The organism is Nesterenkonia halotolerans (genome assembly GCF_014874065.1).
GTDB classification, from domain to species: domain Bacteria; phylum Actinomycetota; class Actinomycetes; order Actinomycetales; family Micrococcaceae; genus Nesterenkonia; species Nesterenkonia halotolerans.
This window is the reverse complement of the sequence record NZ_JADBEE010000002.1, coordinates 378021-394533: the sequence shown is the minus strand read 5'-3', so window position 1 is coordinate 394533 and position 16513 is coordinate 378021. Positions and strand designations below refer to the sequence as shown.

17 protein-coding genes are annotated in these 16513 nt (G+C 65.8%); 9 read left to right on the top strand and 8 right to left on the bottom strand.

Annotated features, from left to right (window positions below; translation table 11 throughout):
• Nucleotides 1-183: 183 nt before the first annotated feature.
• Complete coding sequence (locus H4W26_RS12050; RefSeq protein ID WP_192592749.1) at nucleotides 184-981, top strand: ABC transporter ATP-binding protein; 798 nt, start codon at nucleotides 184-186, stop codon at nucleotides 979-981.
• Nucleotides 982-1036: 55 nt separating this feature from the next.
• On the opposite strand, the gene H4W26_RS12045 is transcribed toward H4W26_RS12050, so the two are convergent.
• Complete coding sequence (locus tag H4W26_RS12045) at nucleotides 1037-1531, bottom strand: MarR family winged helix-turn-helix transcriptional regulator (RefSeq protein ID WP_192592456.1); 495 nt, start codon at nucleotides 1529-1531, stop codon at nucleotides 1037-1039.
• Between the two features lie 132 nt (nucleotides 1532-1663).
• Here H4W26_RS12045 and H4W26_RS12040 point away from each other — a divergent pair, with 132 nt between their 5' ends.
• The 7 genes from H4W26_RS12040 (at nucleotide 1664) to H4W26_RS12010 (ending at nucleotide 9194) form a co-directional block, all read left to right on the top strand.
• Nucleotides 1664-2587: an SDR family NAD(P)-dependent oxidoreductase gene (locus H4W26_RS12040; RefSeq protein WP_192592455.1), complete on the top strand. Its 924-nt coding sequence runs from the start codon at nucleotides 1664-1666 to the stop codon at nucleotides 2585-2587.
• A gap of 89 nt (nucleotides 2588-2676) precedes the next feature.
• Nucleotides 2677-3582 carry an amidohydrolase family protein gene (locus tag H4W26_RS12035; protein WP_192592454.1) on the top strand — a complete coding sequence of 302 codons (906 nt, stop codon included), beginning with the start codon at nucleotides 2677-2679 and terminating at the stop codon, nucleotides 3580-3582.
• Nucleotides 3575-4771: an acyl-CoA dehydrogenase family protein gene (locus H4W26_RS12030; RefSeq protein WP_192592453.1), complete on the top strand. Its 1197-nt coding sequence runs from the start codon at nucleotides 3575-3577 to the stop codon at nucleotides 4769-4771. The genes H4W26_RS12035 and H4W26_RS12030 overlap by 8 nt, the downstream gene beginning before the upstream one ends.
• A gap of 146 nt (nucleotides 4772-4917) precedes the next feature.
• The gene (locus H4W26_RS12025; protein ID WP_192592452.1) at nucleotides 4918-5391 is read left to right on the top strand and encodes a MaoC family dehydratase; all 474 of its coding nucleotides are present in this window, start codon (nucleotides 4918-4920) and stop codon (nucleotides 5389-5391) included.
• A 106-nt stretch (nucleotides 5392-5497) separates the two neighbouring features.
• Complete coding sequence (locus tag H4W26_RS12020) at nucleotides 5498-6502, top strand: ABC transporter substrate-binding protein (RefSeq protein WP_192592451.1); 1005 nt, start codon at nucleotides 5498-5500, stop codon at nucleotides 6500-6502.
• Nucleotides 6503-6636: 134 nt separating this feature from the next.
• Nucleotides 6637-7641: an ABC transporter substrate-binding protein gene (locus tag H4W26_RS12015; protein WP_192592450.1), complete on the top strand. Its 1005-nt coding sequence runs from the start codon at nucleotides 6637-6639 to the stop codon at nucleotides 7639-7641.
• On the top strand, nucleotides 7638-9194 hold the full coding sequence (locus tag H4W26_RS12010) for an acyl-CoA synthetase (protein WP_192592449.1): 1557 nt from the start codon (nucleotides 7638-7640) through the stop codon (nucleotides 9192-9194). Before H4W26_RS12015 ends, H4W26_RS12010 begins: the two co-directional genes overlap by 4 nt.
• Here the strand turns inward: H4W26_RS12010 and H4W26_RS12005 are convergent.
• The 4 genes from H4W26_RS12005 to glyA all read right to left on the bottom strand — a co-directional run bounded on the left by H4W26_RS12005 (nucleotide 9191) and on the right by glyA (nucleotide 13234).
• Nucleotides 9191-9784 (bottom strand): PadR family transcriptional regulator, encoded by a 594-nt coding sequence (locus H4W26_RS12005; protein WP_192592448.1) that lies wholly within the window; start codon nucleotides 9782-9784, stop codon nucleotides 9191-9193. The genes H4W26_RS12010 and H4W26_RS12005 overlap by 4 nt on opposite strands.
• Nucleotides 9785-9970: 186 nt before the next feature.
• Nucleotides 9971-10993: an LLM class flavin-dependent oxidoreductase gene (locus H4W26_RS12000; RefSeq protein ID WP_192592447.1), complete on the bottom strand. Its 1023-nt coding sequence runs from the start codon at nucleotides 10991-10993 to the stop codon at nucleotides 9971-9973.
• Nucleotides 10994-11021: 28 nt separating this feature from the next.
• Nucleotides 11022-11948, bottom strand: coding sequence for a bifunctional methylenetetrahydrofolate dehydrogenase/methenyltetrahydrofolate cyclohydrolase (locus H4W26_RS11995; RefSeq protein ID WP_192592446.1), 927 nt, complete (start codon nucleotides 11946-11948; stop codon nucleotides 11022-11024).
• 8 nt (nucleotides 11949-11956) lie between these two features.
• Nucleotides 11957-13234 (bottom strand): serine hydroxymethyltransferase, encoded by a 1278-nt coding sequence (gene glyA / locus H4W26_RS11990; protein WP_192592445.1) that lies wholly within the window; start codon nucleotides 13232-13234, stop codon nucleotides 11957-11959.
• Nucleotides 13235-13362: 128 nt separating this feature from the next.
• Here glyA and H4W26_RS11985 point away from each other — a divergent pair, with 128 nt between their 5' ends.
• Nucleotides 13363-13818: a Fur family transcriptional regulator gene (locus tag H4W26_RS11985; RefSeq protein WP_225940011.1), complete on the top strand. Its 456-nt coding sequence runs from the start codon at nucleotides 13363-13365 to the stop codon at nucleotides 13816-13818.
• 89 nt (nucleotides 13819-13907) lie between these two features.
• Here the strand turns inward: H4W26_RS11985 and H4W26_RS11980 are convergent, their stop codons facing one another.
• The 3 genes from H4W26_RS11980 to H4W26_RS11970 all read right to left on the bottom strand — a co-directional run bounded on the left by H4W26_RS11980 (nucleotide 13908) and on the right by H4W26_RS11970 (nucleotide 16441).
• Nucleotides 13908-14210, bottom strand: coding sequence for a hypothetical protein (locus H4W26_RS11980; protein ID WP_192592443.1), 303 nt, complete (start codon nucleotides 14208-14210; stop codon nucleotides 13908-13910).
• Nucleotides 14211-14463: 253 nt separating this feature from the next.
• Entirely contained in the window at nucleotides 14464-15465 is a 1002-nt protein-coding gene (locus H4W26_RS11975) for a hypothetical protein (protein ID WP_192592442.1), read from the bottom strand.
• A gap of 22 nt (nucleotides 15466-15487) precedes the next feature.
• Nucleotides 15488-16441, bottom strand: coding sequence for a hypothetical protein (locus H4W26_RS11970; RefSeq protein ID WP_192592441.1), 954 nt, complete (start codon nucleotides 16439-16441; stop codon nucleotides 15488-15490).
• Nucleotides 16442-16513 lie beyond the last annotated feature (72 nt).

Genomic DNA, 16513 nt, shown 5'->3' with positions numbered 1-16513 from the left:
GCGCAAGCACTTCCGGCCGGGCACACCCACCCGGCACCATTGCCAAGATCTGCCAAGAGAAGGGACCCGGAGATGACCTCCGCACACGCACAGCCCAACAATCCCGTGATCAGCCAGTCCACGACCCAGGACACCCCCGATGGCCGAATCCCCGTGGGCAAGACCATGCCCGACGAGCAGCCGATGCTTTCGGTGAAAAACCTGAAGAAGGTCTACCACACCGACGGCGGCGACATCGAGGCGGTCAGGAACCTCACCTTCGACCTCCCCAAAGGCCAGCTCGCCTGCCTGGTGGGACCCTCCGGGTCAGGCAAGACCACGCTGCTCAAGTGCATCTCGGGCCTGATGGCGCCCAGCGCCGGAGAGGTCACCCTCCATGGAGAGAAGGTCACCGGGCCGCCGAAGTCCATGGCTGTGGTCTTCCAGGAATACGGCCGCTCACTCTTCCCCTGGCTGCGCGTGGCCGAGAATGTGGAGCTTCCACTGAAGAACCAGGGCATGGACAAGTCCACGCGCAAGGACATGGTCGCCGAGGCGCTGGAGGCCGTGGGGCTCTCCCATGTACCGAAGTCCTATCCCTGGCAGCTCTCCGGCGGCATGCAGCAGCGCGTGGCCATCGCCCGGGCCGTGGCGTATCAGCCGGAGGTGCTGCTGATGGATGAGCCCTTCGCCGCGGTGGATGCCCAGACCCGTGCTGACCTGGAGGACCTGGTCCGGGGCGTCTGGAAGAAGCTGGGCGTCTCGGTGCTCTTCGTCACCCACGACATCGACGAGTCGGTGTACCTGGGCGAGCGGGTGATCATCCTGTCCTCCTCACCGACGATCATCCAGGAAGACGTGCTGGTGGACCTGCCGGCCGAACGGGATCAGCTCGAGACCCGATCCTCTCAGCGCTTCGCCGAGCTGCGCCACCATGTCTACGAGCAGATCCAGCTCGCCAAGAAGGGGTTCCGGCCAGAGGACGCCGCGGCGCTGACGTGACCTCCGCAGCCGACCAGGCTCAGGCTCAGGCTCAGGCTCAGGCTCAGGCTCAGGCTCAGAAGACGATCTTGGCGAGCAGCTCGCGCAGCTGATCCCGCTCGGCCGGGCTCAGCGCCCGCAGGGTCTGCTCCTCGGCCTGCCTGGTCCGCTCGGCGGCCTGGGCGTAGAGCTCGCGGCCGGCCTCGGTGGCGACCAGGATCTTGGAGCGCCGGTCCCGCGGGTCCGGTTCCCGGCGGATCGCACCGCGGCCTTCCAGCACGTCGACCAGTGCCACCACCTGGCTGGGATCAAGGTCCAGGAATTCACCGAGCTCGCGCTGGGAGGGCTTGGTCCCGGAACATGCCATGGCGAGCACGGAGAAGTGCCGCACCTTCAGATCCAGATCGGCCAGCAGCTGGTTCGCCAGGGCGTTTCCGCGGCCTCGGGCGCGAGCGGTGAGGAACGCGACCTCCCGCGCCAGCGGGGACTGCTGGAACCGCTCCTCGCTCGTCTCGGGTGTCGCGGACTTCTCGGCTGACGGGGCGGGCGCCGCGGGGGTCGAGGGGGGCATGGATTCTCCTAGCAGCGGGTCCCGAATCGGGGCTGGAACGGATTGAGAAGATAAATCATTGACTTTCTCAATATTAGCAAGTGAGATGTATCACAGTAAGCATAGGCCGTGAGTCCCACAGAAGGAGAGACTATGTCGTTGCAGGACAAGGTAGCCATCGTGACCGGTTCCGGAGCGGGGCTCGGCCTGGCATATGCCCAGGAGCTCGCCGCGCAGGGGGCCGCCGTCGTCGTCAATGACGTGGACCAGGCCCATGCCGATGCCGCCGTGGCCGCCATCGAATCCGCCGGCGGGCGTGCCGTGGCCGTGGTGGCTCCGGTGGGCTCCACCGAGACCGCCGAGCAGCTGGTCGAAGCCGCGGTGAGCAGCTTCGGCAGGTTGGACATCCTGGTCACCAACGCCGGGATCCTGCGTGACAGGTCGCTGCTGAAGATGTCCGACGATGACTTCGACGCCGTGATCAATGTCCACCTCAAGGGCACCTTCACCTGTGTCCGGGCCGCGTATAAGCACTTCAAGACCGAGGGTGTGGCCGGGCGGATCGTCTGCATCGGCTCCCCCACGGGTCAGCGCGGGAACTTCGGACAGACCAACTACGCGGCGGCCAAGGCCGGCATCGTCGGAATGGTGCGCACCTGGGCCTTGGAGATGAGGCGTGCCGGCGTGAGCGTCAATGCCGTGATCCCGGTGGCGGCCACCGCGATGACCAAGACCGTGCCCTACTTCCAGAAGGCCGTGGAGGCCGACGAGCAGGGTGAGCCCATGCCCGACTTCTTCCGCAAGGGTCTGGGCTTCGGCACCGCGCAGGACGCGGCCGGCGTCGTCGCCTTCCTCTCCTCCGATGCGGTGGAGGGCATCACCGGACAGGTCATCGGCGCCGGCGGAGACCGGCTGCAGATCTGGAGCCACCCGGAACCGGTGGTCCAGGAATTCCATGACGGCGGCTGGGACTACACCACGCTGCAGACCCAGGGGCGGGAGATCCTCCAGGCGAACCTGCAGTCGGTGGGCGAATCCATGCCGGAGCTTCCCGCCGAGCTGCAGCCCACCAGCTAGTCCACAAAGCCCAGCCAGTCGGGCCCAGTCGGGCCAGCCCGAACCAGCCCAGCCACCAGGCCAGTCGAGATCAGGAGAGGAGCCCTGCGATGCGATACCGATCAGCCATTGATCTGAGCACCATCGAAGCGGTGGACACCCATGTCCACCTGGAGATGGACTCCAGCGGGCATCGGGCGCTGCCCGAGGTGTTCTTCGAGGCCTCCGCGAAGTACTTCAAGACCGCCGAGCGCACGCCCTCGATCGACCGCATCGCAGAGGTCTACCGAGGCCACCGCATGGCGGCCGTGGTCTTCACCGTGGATGCGCGCACGCAGCTGCAGCACGCACCCAACTCCATCGATGATCTGGTCGCAGGCTGCCTGCGCAACAATGATGTGCTGCTGCCCTTCGGATCGGTGGACCCCTGGCTGGGCGCTGAGGCGATCACCGAGGCGCAGCGTCAGGCCGAAGAGCTCGGCGTGCGCGGGTTCAAGTTCCACCCCACCGTGCAGGGCTTCGACCCCTCGGACCCGCAGCACTACCCGCTGTGGGAGGCGCTGGAAGAGATCGGGCTTCCGCTGATCTTCCACACCGGGCAGAACGGAATGGGGGCAGGCACCCCGGGTGGAGGCGGGCTGAAGCTGAAGTACTCCAACCCGCTGCTGCTCGACGACGTCGCCGCGGACTTCCCGCAGCTGCCGATCATCATGGCGCACCCCTCGGTGCCCTGGCAGGACGAGGCGATCTCCATCGCGACCCATAAGTCCAATGTCTACATCGACCTCTCCGGCTGGTCGCCGAAGTACTTTCCACAGGCCCTGGTGCGCAGCGCGAACAACATCCTCTCGGCCAAGCTGCTCTTCGGCACCGACTACCCGCTGATCACCCCGGAGAAGTGGCTCACCGCCTTCGCCGACCTGCCGATCAAGGACGAGGTGCGCCCGCAGATCCTCAAGCACAACGCCGTGACGCTGCTGGGGCTCGACGCGCCGACCGGAGCCGACCATGCGTGAACCAGTGCGCGGCACCGTCATCCCGTCCGACCTCTACGGCTTCGCCGAACGACTGAGCCTCGCCGAACGCACGGTGATCACCGAGCTGCGCCGCGTGCTCGCCGAGGAGGTCCACCCGCACCTGAACGCGGCATGGGACGAGGCGCGCTTCCCGGAAGAGATCATCGCTCCGCTGCGGGGGCAGCAGCTCATGGATCCGCCGGCGCTGCGAGCGGCGGGCGAACCCATCCGAGACATCTTCCTCGGGTTCCGCAACTTCGAGCTCACCCGCTGTGACATCAACGTCGCCACCTACTACAACGCCGCCGCAAGCCTCTTCCGCACGATCTGCACTCTGGGCGGCTCCCCCGAGCAGGCTCGTGAGCTCGACGCGAAGATCGTCACTCACGAGCTGACCGGCGTCTTCGCGCTCACCGAGCCCGACCACGGCTCCGATGTGGCCGGCGGCCTCGCCACCGAGGCCACCCAGGATCCTGAGACGGGAGAGTGGATCATCAACGGCGCCAAGCGCTGGATCGGAGGTGCCGGTGCCGCCGACGTCGTGGCAACCTTTGCGCGGGACACCGCCGATTCCCAGGTGAAGTGCTTCCTGGTGCCGACCTCCGCGCCGGGCCTGAGCATGACCACGATTCCACGCAAAGCCTCGCTGCGCATCATGCAGAACGCCGACATCAGCTACCACGAGGTGCGGGTCCCGGAGAGTGCCCGGCTGCAACGGATCAACAGCTTCGCCGACGTCGCCGGCTGTCTGCGGCGCATGCGTTCGGATGTGGCATGGATGGCCACCGGTGCGATGGCAGGTGCCTACGAGGCGGCACTGGACTATGTGGCGCGACGCGAGCAGTTCGGCCGGCCCATCGCTGGCTTCCAGCTGATCCAGGAGAAGCTCGCGCTCATGCTGGGCAACCTCACCGCCTCCCTGGGCATGGTCGTCCAGCTGAGCGAGCAGCAGGCAGCCGGGACCTACCGGGACGAGAACTCCGCGCTGGCAAAGATGTACACCTCGTTGCGTCTGCGCGAGACCGTGGCGCTGGCCCGAGAGGTCTGCGGGGGCAACGGGATCACCCTGGACACCGATGTGGCGCGATTCCACGCCGACGCGGAGGCCATCTACTCCTATGAGGGCACTCACGAGATCAACGCGCTCATCGTCGGACGGGCGGTGACCGGAGTGGGGGCTTTCACCTAGGAATTCGACGCGCCACCGCGGATACGAGGGCGCACAGTGCAGCACATGAGAACGACACCGAATCGCATCCAATAATTCGCCTGGGCACACGCCTATCCGAAATAAAATGTGACCTAGAACACACTCACCTTGAGTCGAGGAGCAGAATGACTGACACCAATGCAGCCCGGACCGTCGTCTCTTTCGAAGACGCACGCTCGATGGCCGGCACCGACCTGGGACAGACCGCCTGGCGCGAGATCACCCAGGACATGATCAACACCTTCGCGGACGCCACCGACGATCACCAGTGGATCCATGTGGATCCCGAGCGCGCCAAGGATGGACCCTTCGGTGCACCGATCGCCCATGGCTTCCTCACGCTTTCCCTGATCATCCCCTTCTGGGGCGAACTCTTCGACGTCACCGATGTCAGCACGAAGCTCAACTACGGCCTGGACAAGGTGCGCTTCACCTCACCGGTGCAGGCCGGTTCGCGAGTTCGCATGCACGGCACCATCCGCGAGGTCGAAGAGGTCAAGGGGGGCGGCCTCCACCTGGTCGTCGACGCGACCTTCGAGGTCGAAGGCCAGGAACGACCCGCTGTCGTGGCGACCTTCCTGGCCCGCTTCTACCCGTGAGCCGACCCCTGATGACCATGCACACCCCAGCATCCGCCACCACCGCAGAGACTCTCTACCCCACCGTGGGCCGCCCTTCCGCGACCCCACACCTCAAGGAGCAATCATGAAGAAGAATGTCGCATCCATCACCGGCATCGCCGCGATCAGCATCCTCGCGCTGAGCGCCTGCGGGTCCGGCTCCGCGTCCGGCGGCGATGACGCCGAGGCAGAGGGCGAGACCAGCAGCGAAGGTGGCGAGCTGACCCCGATCACCGTGGGCGTGCTGCCGATCGCTCCCTCCGTGGGGATCTACTACGGCATCGAGAACGGCATCTTCGAGGAACATGGGCTCGACGTCGAGCTCTCCACCTCGAACGCCGGTGCCGCCATGCTGCCCGCGGTGAACGCCCAGCAGCTGCAGTTCGGCATCGGCAACCCCAACTCCGTGCTCAACGCCAATGACCGCGGCCTGGATATGCGGATCGTCACCGGGTACTCCAACTCGCTTCCCGAGGGTGATGACATCGCGGGGGTCGTCTCCACCGTGGAAAGCGGGATCGAGGACTGGGAGGACCTTGAGGGCAACACCGTCTCGGTGAACGCGCTGAAGACCCAGGGCGACCTGACCATCATGGAATCGGTGGAGCAGGCCGGCGGAGATCCCTCCGCGGTGGAGTTCTCCGAGATGCCCTTCCCCGACATGCCGGCCCAGCTCGAGCAGGGCAACACCGACGCCATCTGGGTCCCGGAGCCCTTCTTGAGCAGTGCACTCGCCGATGACGCGAATCAGCTGGTCGGCTACTCCTTCCAGGACGCCATCCCCGGAATGCCCACCATGGTGAGCTTCAGCTCCGGGGAGTACGTGGAGGAGAACCCCGAGGTCGCCCAGGCCTTCTCCGACGCCATGACCGAGTCGCTGCAGATGGCCGAAGAGGACGAAGAGGGCACCCGGGCGCTGCTGCCAGAGTTCATCGACCTGCCGGAAGAGGCTGCCGAGAACCTCCGCATGGAGGAGCTCAACGCCGAGATCCCGACCGATGAGATCGAGCAGGCAGGCGCGCTGATGGTGAAGTTCGACTTCATCGAAGCAGAGCCCGACACATCCACCCTGTACTTCGAAGGTGAATAACTGATCCACCACCGATGGCGGGCAACCAGGAGACACATCCCAGGTTGCCCGCCAGCGGTGTCAGAAGCTGTCGCACGACCCTTGGACGCCCAACACACCATCTGCCTCGCACCTCCAGAGACCGGAGAACTGACATGAAAAACTTCACCAGCGGGGCGTTCGCCCTGTCCGCCGTGCTCGCCCTGACCGCTTGCGGAAGCGGTTCGCCTTCAGGAGATGCCGACGGCGAACCAGCAGACGAGGGGGCAGACTCCTCCAATGGAGAGCTGACAGAGGTCGAGGTCGGGCTGATTCCCATTGTTGACGTTGCGCCGATCTACCTGGGTCAGCAGGAAGGCATCTTCGAAGAGCATGGCCTGGACCTGACGCTGACCCTGGCGCAGGGCGGCGCCGCCATCATCCCTGCTGTCTCCTCCGGGGACTTGGACTTTGGATTCTCCAACGTGACCTCCCTGCTCATCGCGGCCGACAACGGACTGCCGCTGCAGACCGTCGCCGCGGGACCGCAGACCACCGGTGATTCCGAGAACGACTTCGGCGCAGTCCTGGTCAAGCCAGAATCCGGCATCGAATCCGCACAAGACCTTGAGGGCCAGCGCGTGGCGGTGAACACGCTCAACAACATCTCCGACTCGATGATCTCCCAAGGCGTGGAGGACGCCGGAGGGGACCCCGCCAACGTCGACTTCGTAGAAGTCGGTTTCCCGGACATGCTCGCCCAGCTCGAAGCTGACAATGTCGACGCGATCTTCGCCGTCGACCCCTTCGCCAGCATGGCGGACGACCAGGGCTACGACCGCATCTTCGCTCCCTACGCCGACGTGGTGGAGGAACTGGGCGTCGGCACCTACTTCGCCTCCCAGCAACTGGTCGATGACGATCCCGAGCTGATCGAGAGCTTCCACACCGCGGTCCGAGAGTCCCAGGCCTACGCCGAAGAGAACCCTGAGGCCGTGCGCGAGGTTCTGTTGGAGTACACCTCCATCGACGAATCCATGCTGGAGGAGATCACCATCCCCGCCTTCCCGGAGGACGTCAATCTTGATTCCCTCAACGAGGTCGCGGAGATCTCCGAGCGGCACGGGCTCATCGGCGAGGTCCCGAACACCGACGACCTGGTCTGGGAGGGCGCCCGATGAAGAATCACGGACTGGGAGATTGGATCCATCGGCGCCGGGTGCGCTCCCGCGGGGCGACAGCCCTGGTCAGCGTGGGTGGAACGCTGACCTATGACGAACTGGCAGACCGCGTGGACCGGCTCGCCAACGCCTTCGCCGATCGCGGAGTCGGAGTCGGTGACCGAGTGGCGTATCTGGGCGAGAACTCCGCCGCGTTTCTGGAGACGCTCTTCGCCACGGGATCCCTGGGTGCAGTCTTCGTGCCGCTCAACACGCGTCTCGCTCCTCCTGAGATTCAGTTCGCGCTCAAGGATTCCGGTGCGCGCCTCCTGGTGGCCTCCGCAACTCTGGAACCCTTGGCCGCCGCAGGGGCCCGGGAGACGGCAGTGGAGCGTGTCCTCACCGTCGAGGACGGCACCCCGCAGCAGCGCGAGGGGACGGTGTTCCCGGTGCCCACTGAGGAGTTCGAAGCCGTGCTGGATTCGGGCGCATCAGAGCGTCGCGATGTTGAGGTCGACCATGATGACCTCGCCGTCATTCTCTACACGTCGGGCACCACTGGAAACCCCAAAGGAGCGATGCTCACGCATGGGAACCTGACCTGGAATGCCATCAATGTGCTCACCGATTTCGACATCTCCAGCAAGGACGTCGCGTTGATGATCGCGCCGCTGTTCCACGTCGCCGCGCTGGGTCAAGGGGCCTTGCCGGTGATCCTCAAGGGCGGAAGCATCGTCCTCGAGCAGAAGTTCGAACCAGGACGCGTCCTCGAGCTCATCGAAGAGCACCGGGTCACAAACATCTCCGGAGTGCCCACGACGTTTCAGCTGCTCTGCGAACATCCGAACTGGGAGTCCACCGACATCTCCTCGCTGCGGAACCTCACTTGTGGTGGCTCCGCAGTGCCGCTGCGGGTCCTCGACGCCTACGAGAGCCGCGGTCTGGCGTTCACCATGGGCTACGGCATGACCGAAACCTCGCCTGGGGCCACCACTCTGCCGCCGGCGTATTCAAGATCCAAACAAGGCTCCGGTGGCCTCGCCCACTTCCACACGGATGTCCGCGTCGTGGATCCGGGTGATCGGCCCTGCCCGCCCGGCGAGGTCGGGGAGATCCAGGTACACGGCCGGAATGTCATCGCCGAATATTGGAACAGGCCCGACGCCACGGCCAGCTCCTTCGTCCATGAGGAGCACGCGACCTGGCTCAAGACCGGTGACATGGGCTACTTCGATGAGGAAGGGTTCCTCTTCATCTCCGACCGGCTCAAAGACATGATCATCTCCGGTGGAGAGAACATCTACCCCGCCCAGGTGGAACAACAGATCGCCGCACTGGAGGAGGTGGCCGCCGTCGCCGTCATCGGGGTTGAGGACGCGCGCTGGGGTGAGGTGCCGCGGGCCATCGTCGTCGTGCGAGAAGGGCACGAACTCAGCGAGAAGCAGGTGCTCGGTCATCTGGACGGCAAGCTGGCCCGCTACAAGATCCCCAAGTCCGTGGTCTTCGTGGATTCCATGCCGCGCACCGCGTCCGGCAAGATCCGCAAGCCAGACCTGCGGAGACAGTTCGCCTAGGGCGTCTGATCTGCCTCGAGTTCCTCCAGCAGAGTCAGCCCGCGGTTCGCCCAGTCCACCTCGGCCTGGGCGAGCCGAATCAATCCGTCATAGGCAAATGATTTGAACGCCACGATCCGCTCGTGCTGCTCTGCTGGATACCGCTGCAGCCGCGCCGCGATCATCGGGTGCTCATGGGATTCGATGTCCCGAACCTGACTCGTCCACTGGTCGATCTGCTCCTGGTAGTGCTGCGCATGCTGCTCCAGGTGCATGCGCACACTCTCCGGATCGGCCCACTCGAAATAGGCCGCCTGCATATGCGCCACATCTCGCCAGGGGGCGTACTTCAACGGGGTGGCCATCCAGGTCCGGAAGTCGGCCTCCCCCTCTGCGGTGATGTAGTACCGAGTCTTGAGCCGGTTCGAGCCCCAGCGTTCCTCGCGACCTTCAATGAGCGCTTCTGCCTCCATGCGGCGCAGCTCGGGGTAGATCTGTGAATCGGGCGCGTGCCAGACGTGACCCACCGAGCCTTCGAATCGCTTCGCCGTCTCATAGCCGGTCAACGGTGCCGCGGTGAGAATCGCCAGAATGGCGTAGCGCAGGCTCAAAGCGAGGAGACCTTTCGACGGTGATTGTCTGATCTCCACTATATCCAGGGCAGCTGCCTGCAACGTTGAGCCCCCACCCCCGTTGAGGGGCGGATTCTACGAGCATTTCATGGGCCAAGAGGCCTCAACTACTCGGAGAATCCGCCGCTCAACGCAGGGGGTGGGGGCTCGACACGACGACGCCGGCTACTTCCAGCCCAGGGGCTTGGCCACGTGCTCGGCCAGGGATTCCAGGATGTGCGCGTTGTAGTCCACGCCCAGCTGGTTGGGCACGGTCACCAGCACGGTGTCCGCGGCCTGGACCGCCTCGTCCTTGGCGAGCTCCTCCACGAGCACGTCAGGCTCGGCGGTGAAGCTGCGTCCGAAGATCGCGCGGGTCTTCTCGTCGATCATCCCGATCTGGTCCTGGGAGTCGCGCTGCCCCAGGAAATAGGCACGGTCCTGATCCGAGACGATGGGCAGGATGGACCGCGAGACGGAGACCCGCGGTTCGAAGCCGTGATCATGCTTGGCCCATTCCTCGCGGAAGGCCTGGATCTGCTTGGCCTGCTGGATGTGGAACGGCTCCCCGGTCTCGTCATCCTTCAGCGTGGAGCTCATGAGGTTCATCCCCCTCGACGCCGCCCAGCGGGCAGTCGCGTCGGATCCCGCTCCCCACCAGATGCGCTGGCGCAGGCCCTCGGAATGAGGCTCAAGCCGCAGCAGTCCGGGTGGGTTGGGGAACATCGGGCGGGGGCTGGGCTCGGCGAAGCCCTGCCCGGAGAGCACCTGCAGCGCGACCTCGGTGTGGCGGCGCCCCATGTCGGCGTCGGACTCACCCTCGGCGGGCTGGTAGCCGAAGTGGCGCCACCCCTCCACTGCCTGTTCTGGTGAGCCGCGGGAGATGCCGAGCTGAAGCCTGCCCTCGGCGATGAGATCGGCCGCACCCGCGTCCTCGGCGAAGTACAGCGGGTTCTCGTAGCGCATGTCGATCACGCCGGTGCCGATCTCGATCTTCGAGGTCTTCGCACCCACGGCGGCGAGCAGCGGGAACGGTGAGGCCAGCTGCCGGGCGTAATGGTGCACTCGGTAGTACGCGCCGTCGATCCCGAGCTCCTCGGCGGCGACTGCGAGATCGATGGACTGCAGCAGCACATCTGAGGCTGAACGGGTCTGCGAATGCGGCGAGGGCGTCCAGTGTCCGAAAGAGAGAAATCCTAAGTTCTTCACATTTGAAAGAACGTCCCGGGCACGGGGGCTATTCCTGGTTCTGCTGCTCCGCGGCGAGGACCACGTTGGCCAGCAGCTCTGCGCGGGTCATCGGGCCGACCCCGCCGGGATTCGGCGAGTACCAGGAGGCGACGGATTCGATCCCCGGCGCGATGTCACCGTAGATCTTCGCCTTGCCGGTCTCGGGATTGACCTCGCGGGTCACACCCACGTCCAGCGCGATCACCCCGGCCTTCAACTGGGCCGGTTCGATCATGTGCTTGACCCCGGCGGCAGCGACGACGACGTCGGCCTGGGCCAGATGCGCGGCGAGATCCTGGGTGCCGGTGTGGCACAGGGTCACGGTGGCGTTCACGTCGCGGCGAGTGAGCAGCAGCCCGATGGGCCGACCGATCGTGACACCGCGCCCGACGACGACCACATGCTTGCCCTTGAGATCCAGCCCGTAGTGGTCCAGCAGGTCCACACAGCCCTTCGGCGTGCAGGGCAGCGGCGAGCTGATCGGCTCATTGACGTTGGCGACGAGTCGTCCGAGGTTCATCGGGTGCAGACCGTCTGCGTCCTTCTCCGGGGAGATCGCCTCGAGCACCTTCTGGGTGTCCAGATGCTTGGGCAGCGGCAGCTGGACGATGTAGCCGGTGCAGGCCGGATCGTGGTTCAGCTTCTCGAGCTCGGCGAGCAGCTCCTCCTGGGTGGTGTCCTCCCCCAGCTGCACCTCGATGGAGTTGATCCCCACCTCCGCGCAGTCGCGGTGCTTGCCGGCCACGTAGGACTGGCTTCCGGGGTCGGCTCCGACGAGCACGGTTCCGAGACCCGGGGTCACGCCGCGGGCCTTCAGCGCGGAGACGCGTTCGGCGAGATCGGTCTTCAGCGCCTTGGCCGTGGCGCGGCCGTCGAGGAGCTGAGCGTTCGAGCCGGCGTCGTCGTTCTGCGGGGCGTTCAGGTTCTCCGTCATACCGGGGTTCACCACTCCTCGAGGCCCTCGTAGAGCGGGAAGTCCTTGGTCAGGGTTCCCACGCGGGACTTCAGCCCGTGCAGGTCCGCGTCGGGCTTGAGCGTCTCGGCGATGATGTCGGCGACCTCGCGGAACTCGACCTCGCCGAAGCCGCGGGTGGCCAGCGCCGGGGTGCCGATGCGCAGCCCCGAGGTGGTCATCGGAGGACGGGGGTCATTGGGCACGGCGTTGCGGTTGACCGTGATGCCGACCTCGTGGAGTCGGTCCTCGGCCTGCTTGCCGTCCAGCTCGGAGTTGCGCAGATCCACCAGCACCAGGTGGACGTCGGTGCCACCGGTGAGCACCGAGACGCCGTGCTCGGTCACATCCGGCGCCACGAGCCGCTTCGCGAGGATCTGGGCGCCCTCGATGGTGCGCCTCTGCCGCTCTGCGAACTCTTCGGTGCCGGCGATCTTGAAGGCGATGGCCTTGGCCGCGATGGCGTGCATCAGCGGACCGCCCTGCTGACCGGGGAAGACCGCCGAGTTGATCTTCTTCTTGTGCTCTTCCTTGGTCAGGATGATGCCGGAGCGGGGCCCGGCCAGAGTCTTGTGCACCGTGGTGGTGACGACGTCGGCATAGGGCACCGGGTTCGGGTGCAGGCCCGCGGCGACAAGCCCTGCGAAGTGCGCCATGTCGACCCAGAGGATCGCGCCGACCTCATCGGCGATCTCCCGGAAGCGAGCGAAGTCCAGCTGGCGGGGATAGGCGGACCAGCCGGCGACGATCATGTCGGGCTGTTCGGCGATGGCCTGCTCGCGGACCTTGTCCATGTCGATGACGCCGGTCTCGGCGTCGACCTCATAGGCGGCGATCTCGTAGAACTTGCCGGAGAAGTTCAGCTTCATGCCGTGGGTGAGGTGCCCGCCGTGCGCCAGCGAGAGACCCATGAGCTTGTCGCCCGGCTTCAGGAAGGCCGTCATGACCGCCACGTTGGCCTGCGCGCCGGCGTGCGGCTGCACGTTGGCGTGCTCGGCTCCGAAGAGCGCCTTGGCTCGGTCGATGGCCAGGTTCTCGGCGATGTCGACGAACTCGCAGCCGCCGTAGTAGCGCCGGCCCGGATACCCTTCCGCGTATTTGTTCGTCAGCACTGACCCCTGCGCCTCAAGCACGGCGCGGGGCACGAAGTTCTCGCTCGCGATCATCTCGAGGGTGTCGCGCTGACGTCCGAGCTCGTCGGAGATCGCCTGGGCGATCTCGGGATCGACCTCGGACAGGGGGGCGTTGTTGATATCCGGTGTGCTCATGGACGAAAGCTCTCCTTGCGGATGAAAACGGGGCAGCGTGAGCCAGTCTAGCGGCCCGCTGGCGCACGCCACGTGACACCTGCCCCATTTTATTGTGAATGACTCATATGTGCGGCACACTGGAGCCCATGACTTCCCCCGACTGGTCGGCTCGACTGCGCGAACGCGGACTCCGCGTCACCCGCCAGCGGCTTGCCGTCCTGGAGGCCGTGGCAGCGGATCCGCACCGCCCCGCGGAGGCGATCCACGCCGCGGTGCGTGCACACCTGCCAGAGATCACCGTGCAGTCCGTCTACACCGTGCTGCATGATCTCACCGCACGGGAGCTGCTGCGCCGGTTCGATCCCCCTGGATCCCCCGCCTGCTACGAGACCCGGACCCATGACAATCATCATCACGCGATCTGCACCCTCTGCGGACGGATCGAGGACGTGGAATGCGTCCACGGCGAGGCGCCCTGCCTGCAGGCCCCCGCAAGCCTGGGGATGCAGATCCAGATCGCCGACGTCGTCTTCCGCGGCGTCTGCAAGAGCTGCTCCGAGGGTGCCCAAGAGCTCACCGCGGCAGGCGCCGAGCACAGCTGAGCGGCACGCCGCCACACGCTCGGTCGCATGAAAGATCCCCCGCGGGGGCCGGGGCCCGCCGCAGGGGATCAGATCTCAGCAGAGCGTGATCACATGTCTTCTTCCTCGTCCATGGAGTCTTCATCCATCGACTCTTCATCCATGGAGTCCTCGTCCATCGATTCTTCCTCCATGGGAGATTCCTCCGTCATGGACTCCTCGTCCATAGGCTCTTCCTCCATGGGGGACTCTTCGGTCATGTCCCCGCCCTCTTCTTCCATCTCGCCGTTCTCAACGGGGTCCTCGGTCTCAGTGCCCGAGTCGTCGCAGGCAGTGGCGCCGAAGAGCGCGAGTGAACCGACGCCGATCACGCCGGCGATCGTGCGAAGCTTGCTGGTCTCGGTGGTAGCCATGATGTTTACCTCCGTGGTTCGCATCAGCGATGCTGCGCGGTCTTTCCGCGAGGTGTCACCCCCAGCCCCGCAGCACCTCTGCGGTACGCGGTCTGCGGGGATGACCTCCGCTCAGTCTGCCTGGACGGGCGGCGCCGAGTGAAGCGAGCGGGCCCGCCTGAGCCGGATTCTGCGCGAACTCGCACGGCCTGCACAGGGCGTGTTGGAGAAAGGTCTCGAGTCTGACGAGGGCCTGAACCGAGGGGGCGTCGGTTCAGCCCTGGTCCGCGCTCGCGACGAACCCGCTGAGGATCTCCTGGAGCAGCTGGTCGGTGATGACAGTACTCTCCTCGGGAGCGGTGGGAAGCTCCGCCTCATTCCATTGATCGAAGCTCACCTCCAGCGGCGCCTCTCCCTGCAGGGTGAGCCCCATGAGCAGCGGCGACTCCGCATTGGCGAGGACCGTGAGCTCGATCTGTTCGTTGGAGTAGACCCAGACGTCCTGCTCGCCCTCGGTCTCGACAGCGGGTTCGAGCCCCGAGTCGGCAAGCGAGTCCCCGTCGAGCGTCTCCTCCACGTGGTCCCTGAGCGTCTCCATGAGCTCCTCGGGAGTACGCGGCACCGCCAGCTCGCCCATGCTGACATCGACCCATTCACCCTCTGCCAGGAGCGCGGACTCCAGTTCCGCGCCGCCGACCTCGGGCTCGACCTCTGCGGGGATCTGCGCCTCATAGTCAAAGATGAAGCCGCCCACGGTCTGGTAGGTCGTCTCCCCGACTTGGAGCACCCGGTAGTCGGGGACGTAGTTCAGCTCCGTGGCGGAATCGCCCTGCATCTGGCCGACGACGCTGAGCTCGAAAAGCGCATCCGCACCCGACTCGACACCGGCCCCGGCATCCTCTCCCGCGCCACCGTCTTCGCCTGCTCCAGCAGCATCGTCCCCGGCAAAGGCCTCGGGGTTGTAGCCGAAGAGCTGCTGACCCTGCTCCAGTGGGCCCGAGACGCTTGCATTGACGCTCGTCTGCGCCATGGAGGCGTCCCAGATGGCGTCCTCGAGGTCTTCCAGGGCGGGCGCCTGGGCATCGGTGGCGTTACCCGTGGGCGCTGCGGAGGGATCTTCCTGGCTCACCGGCTCAGAGGGGTCCACGGTCTGCGCGGGAGACTCATCCTCAGCCCCGCCGCAGCCGGCGAGCAGGAGTGTCGCGAGTCCGAGCGCCGAAGCGCCTGCAAGCAGCCGGGGTCGCGGGGTGGGGCGTCGTCCAGCAGAAGTGCTCATGGTCTTCCCTTCACCGGTCTGCTCAGGAACCCTCGGCCTCCGCGTCGGAGTTCTGCTGCGCATCGTCGTCAGTGCTGTCGTCAGCGTCGGTGCTGTCGTCAGCGTCAGTGTCCTCGTTCGTGTCACTGCCGTTGCCGGAGTCGCCACTGTCCTCAGCGTCAGTATCGTCCTCGTTGAGGTCCCCGTCGAGGTCCTCGGTGGACCAGCCGTTGTCCTGCGCAATGGCGACGAAGATCTCTTCCACGGTGATGACGTTCTCGGGCTGCTCGGGCCGGTCCGCCTCATTCCACTCGCTGAAGAGGTACTGGGACTCGTCGTCACGCATCTGAAGCAGGTACGGCGCACCATCGGCGGCCACCACGAACTCGGTGGATCCGTCCTCGGTGGCGTAGACGTACACCGGAGCTCCGTCGCGGGTCTCTTCTGTGCCAGGCAGGGAGCCGACCCCGTCGTTCTCGAGCTCGCGCTGCCAGGTGGTGATGAAGTCCTCTGCGGAGAAGACTGCGCCGCCGTCGTCGGTGCTGAACTGGACCCACTGATCGGCGACCACGGAGTCGATGAACTCTTCCTCGACGAGCTCAGCGAAGTCGCCCTCGAGCTCACTCATCAGCAGCGTGGCGAAGTCCTCGCCGCGGAAGTACTCGGCGCCGTCGACGGCTCGCTGGGTGAAGCTGACCTCGCCGGCGTTGAAGGTCATCTCGGAGGCGCTGCCATCCACGGAGCCGGTGATGGTCAGGTCTCCGGTGGCGTCCTCGTCGATCTCCTCGAAGATCTCGTCCACATCCGCCTCGGAGGCCTCGACCTCGCCGTCGATGCTGACGGTCTCCGCGGTCAGCATGGCGTCCCACATGCGGTCCTGGATCTGGCTGAAGCTGGGAACGGTCGGCTCCTGCTCCTCGGCCTCAAAGGGGTTGCCGCAGCCAGCAAGCACGACGACGGCGGCCAGCGTGCTGCCTGCCATGGTCTTGCGCTTCATGGGGCCTCCTAGGGGACGCTCGCGAGGGTGTTCGGCGAGCCTGGATGCGGGCTCTGGGACGGGGTGGCTCTT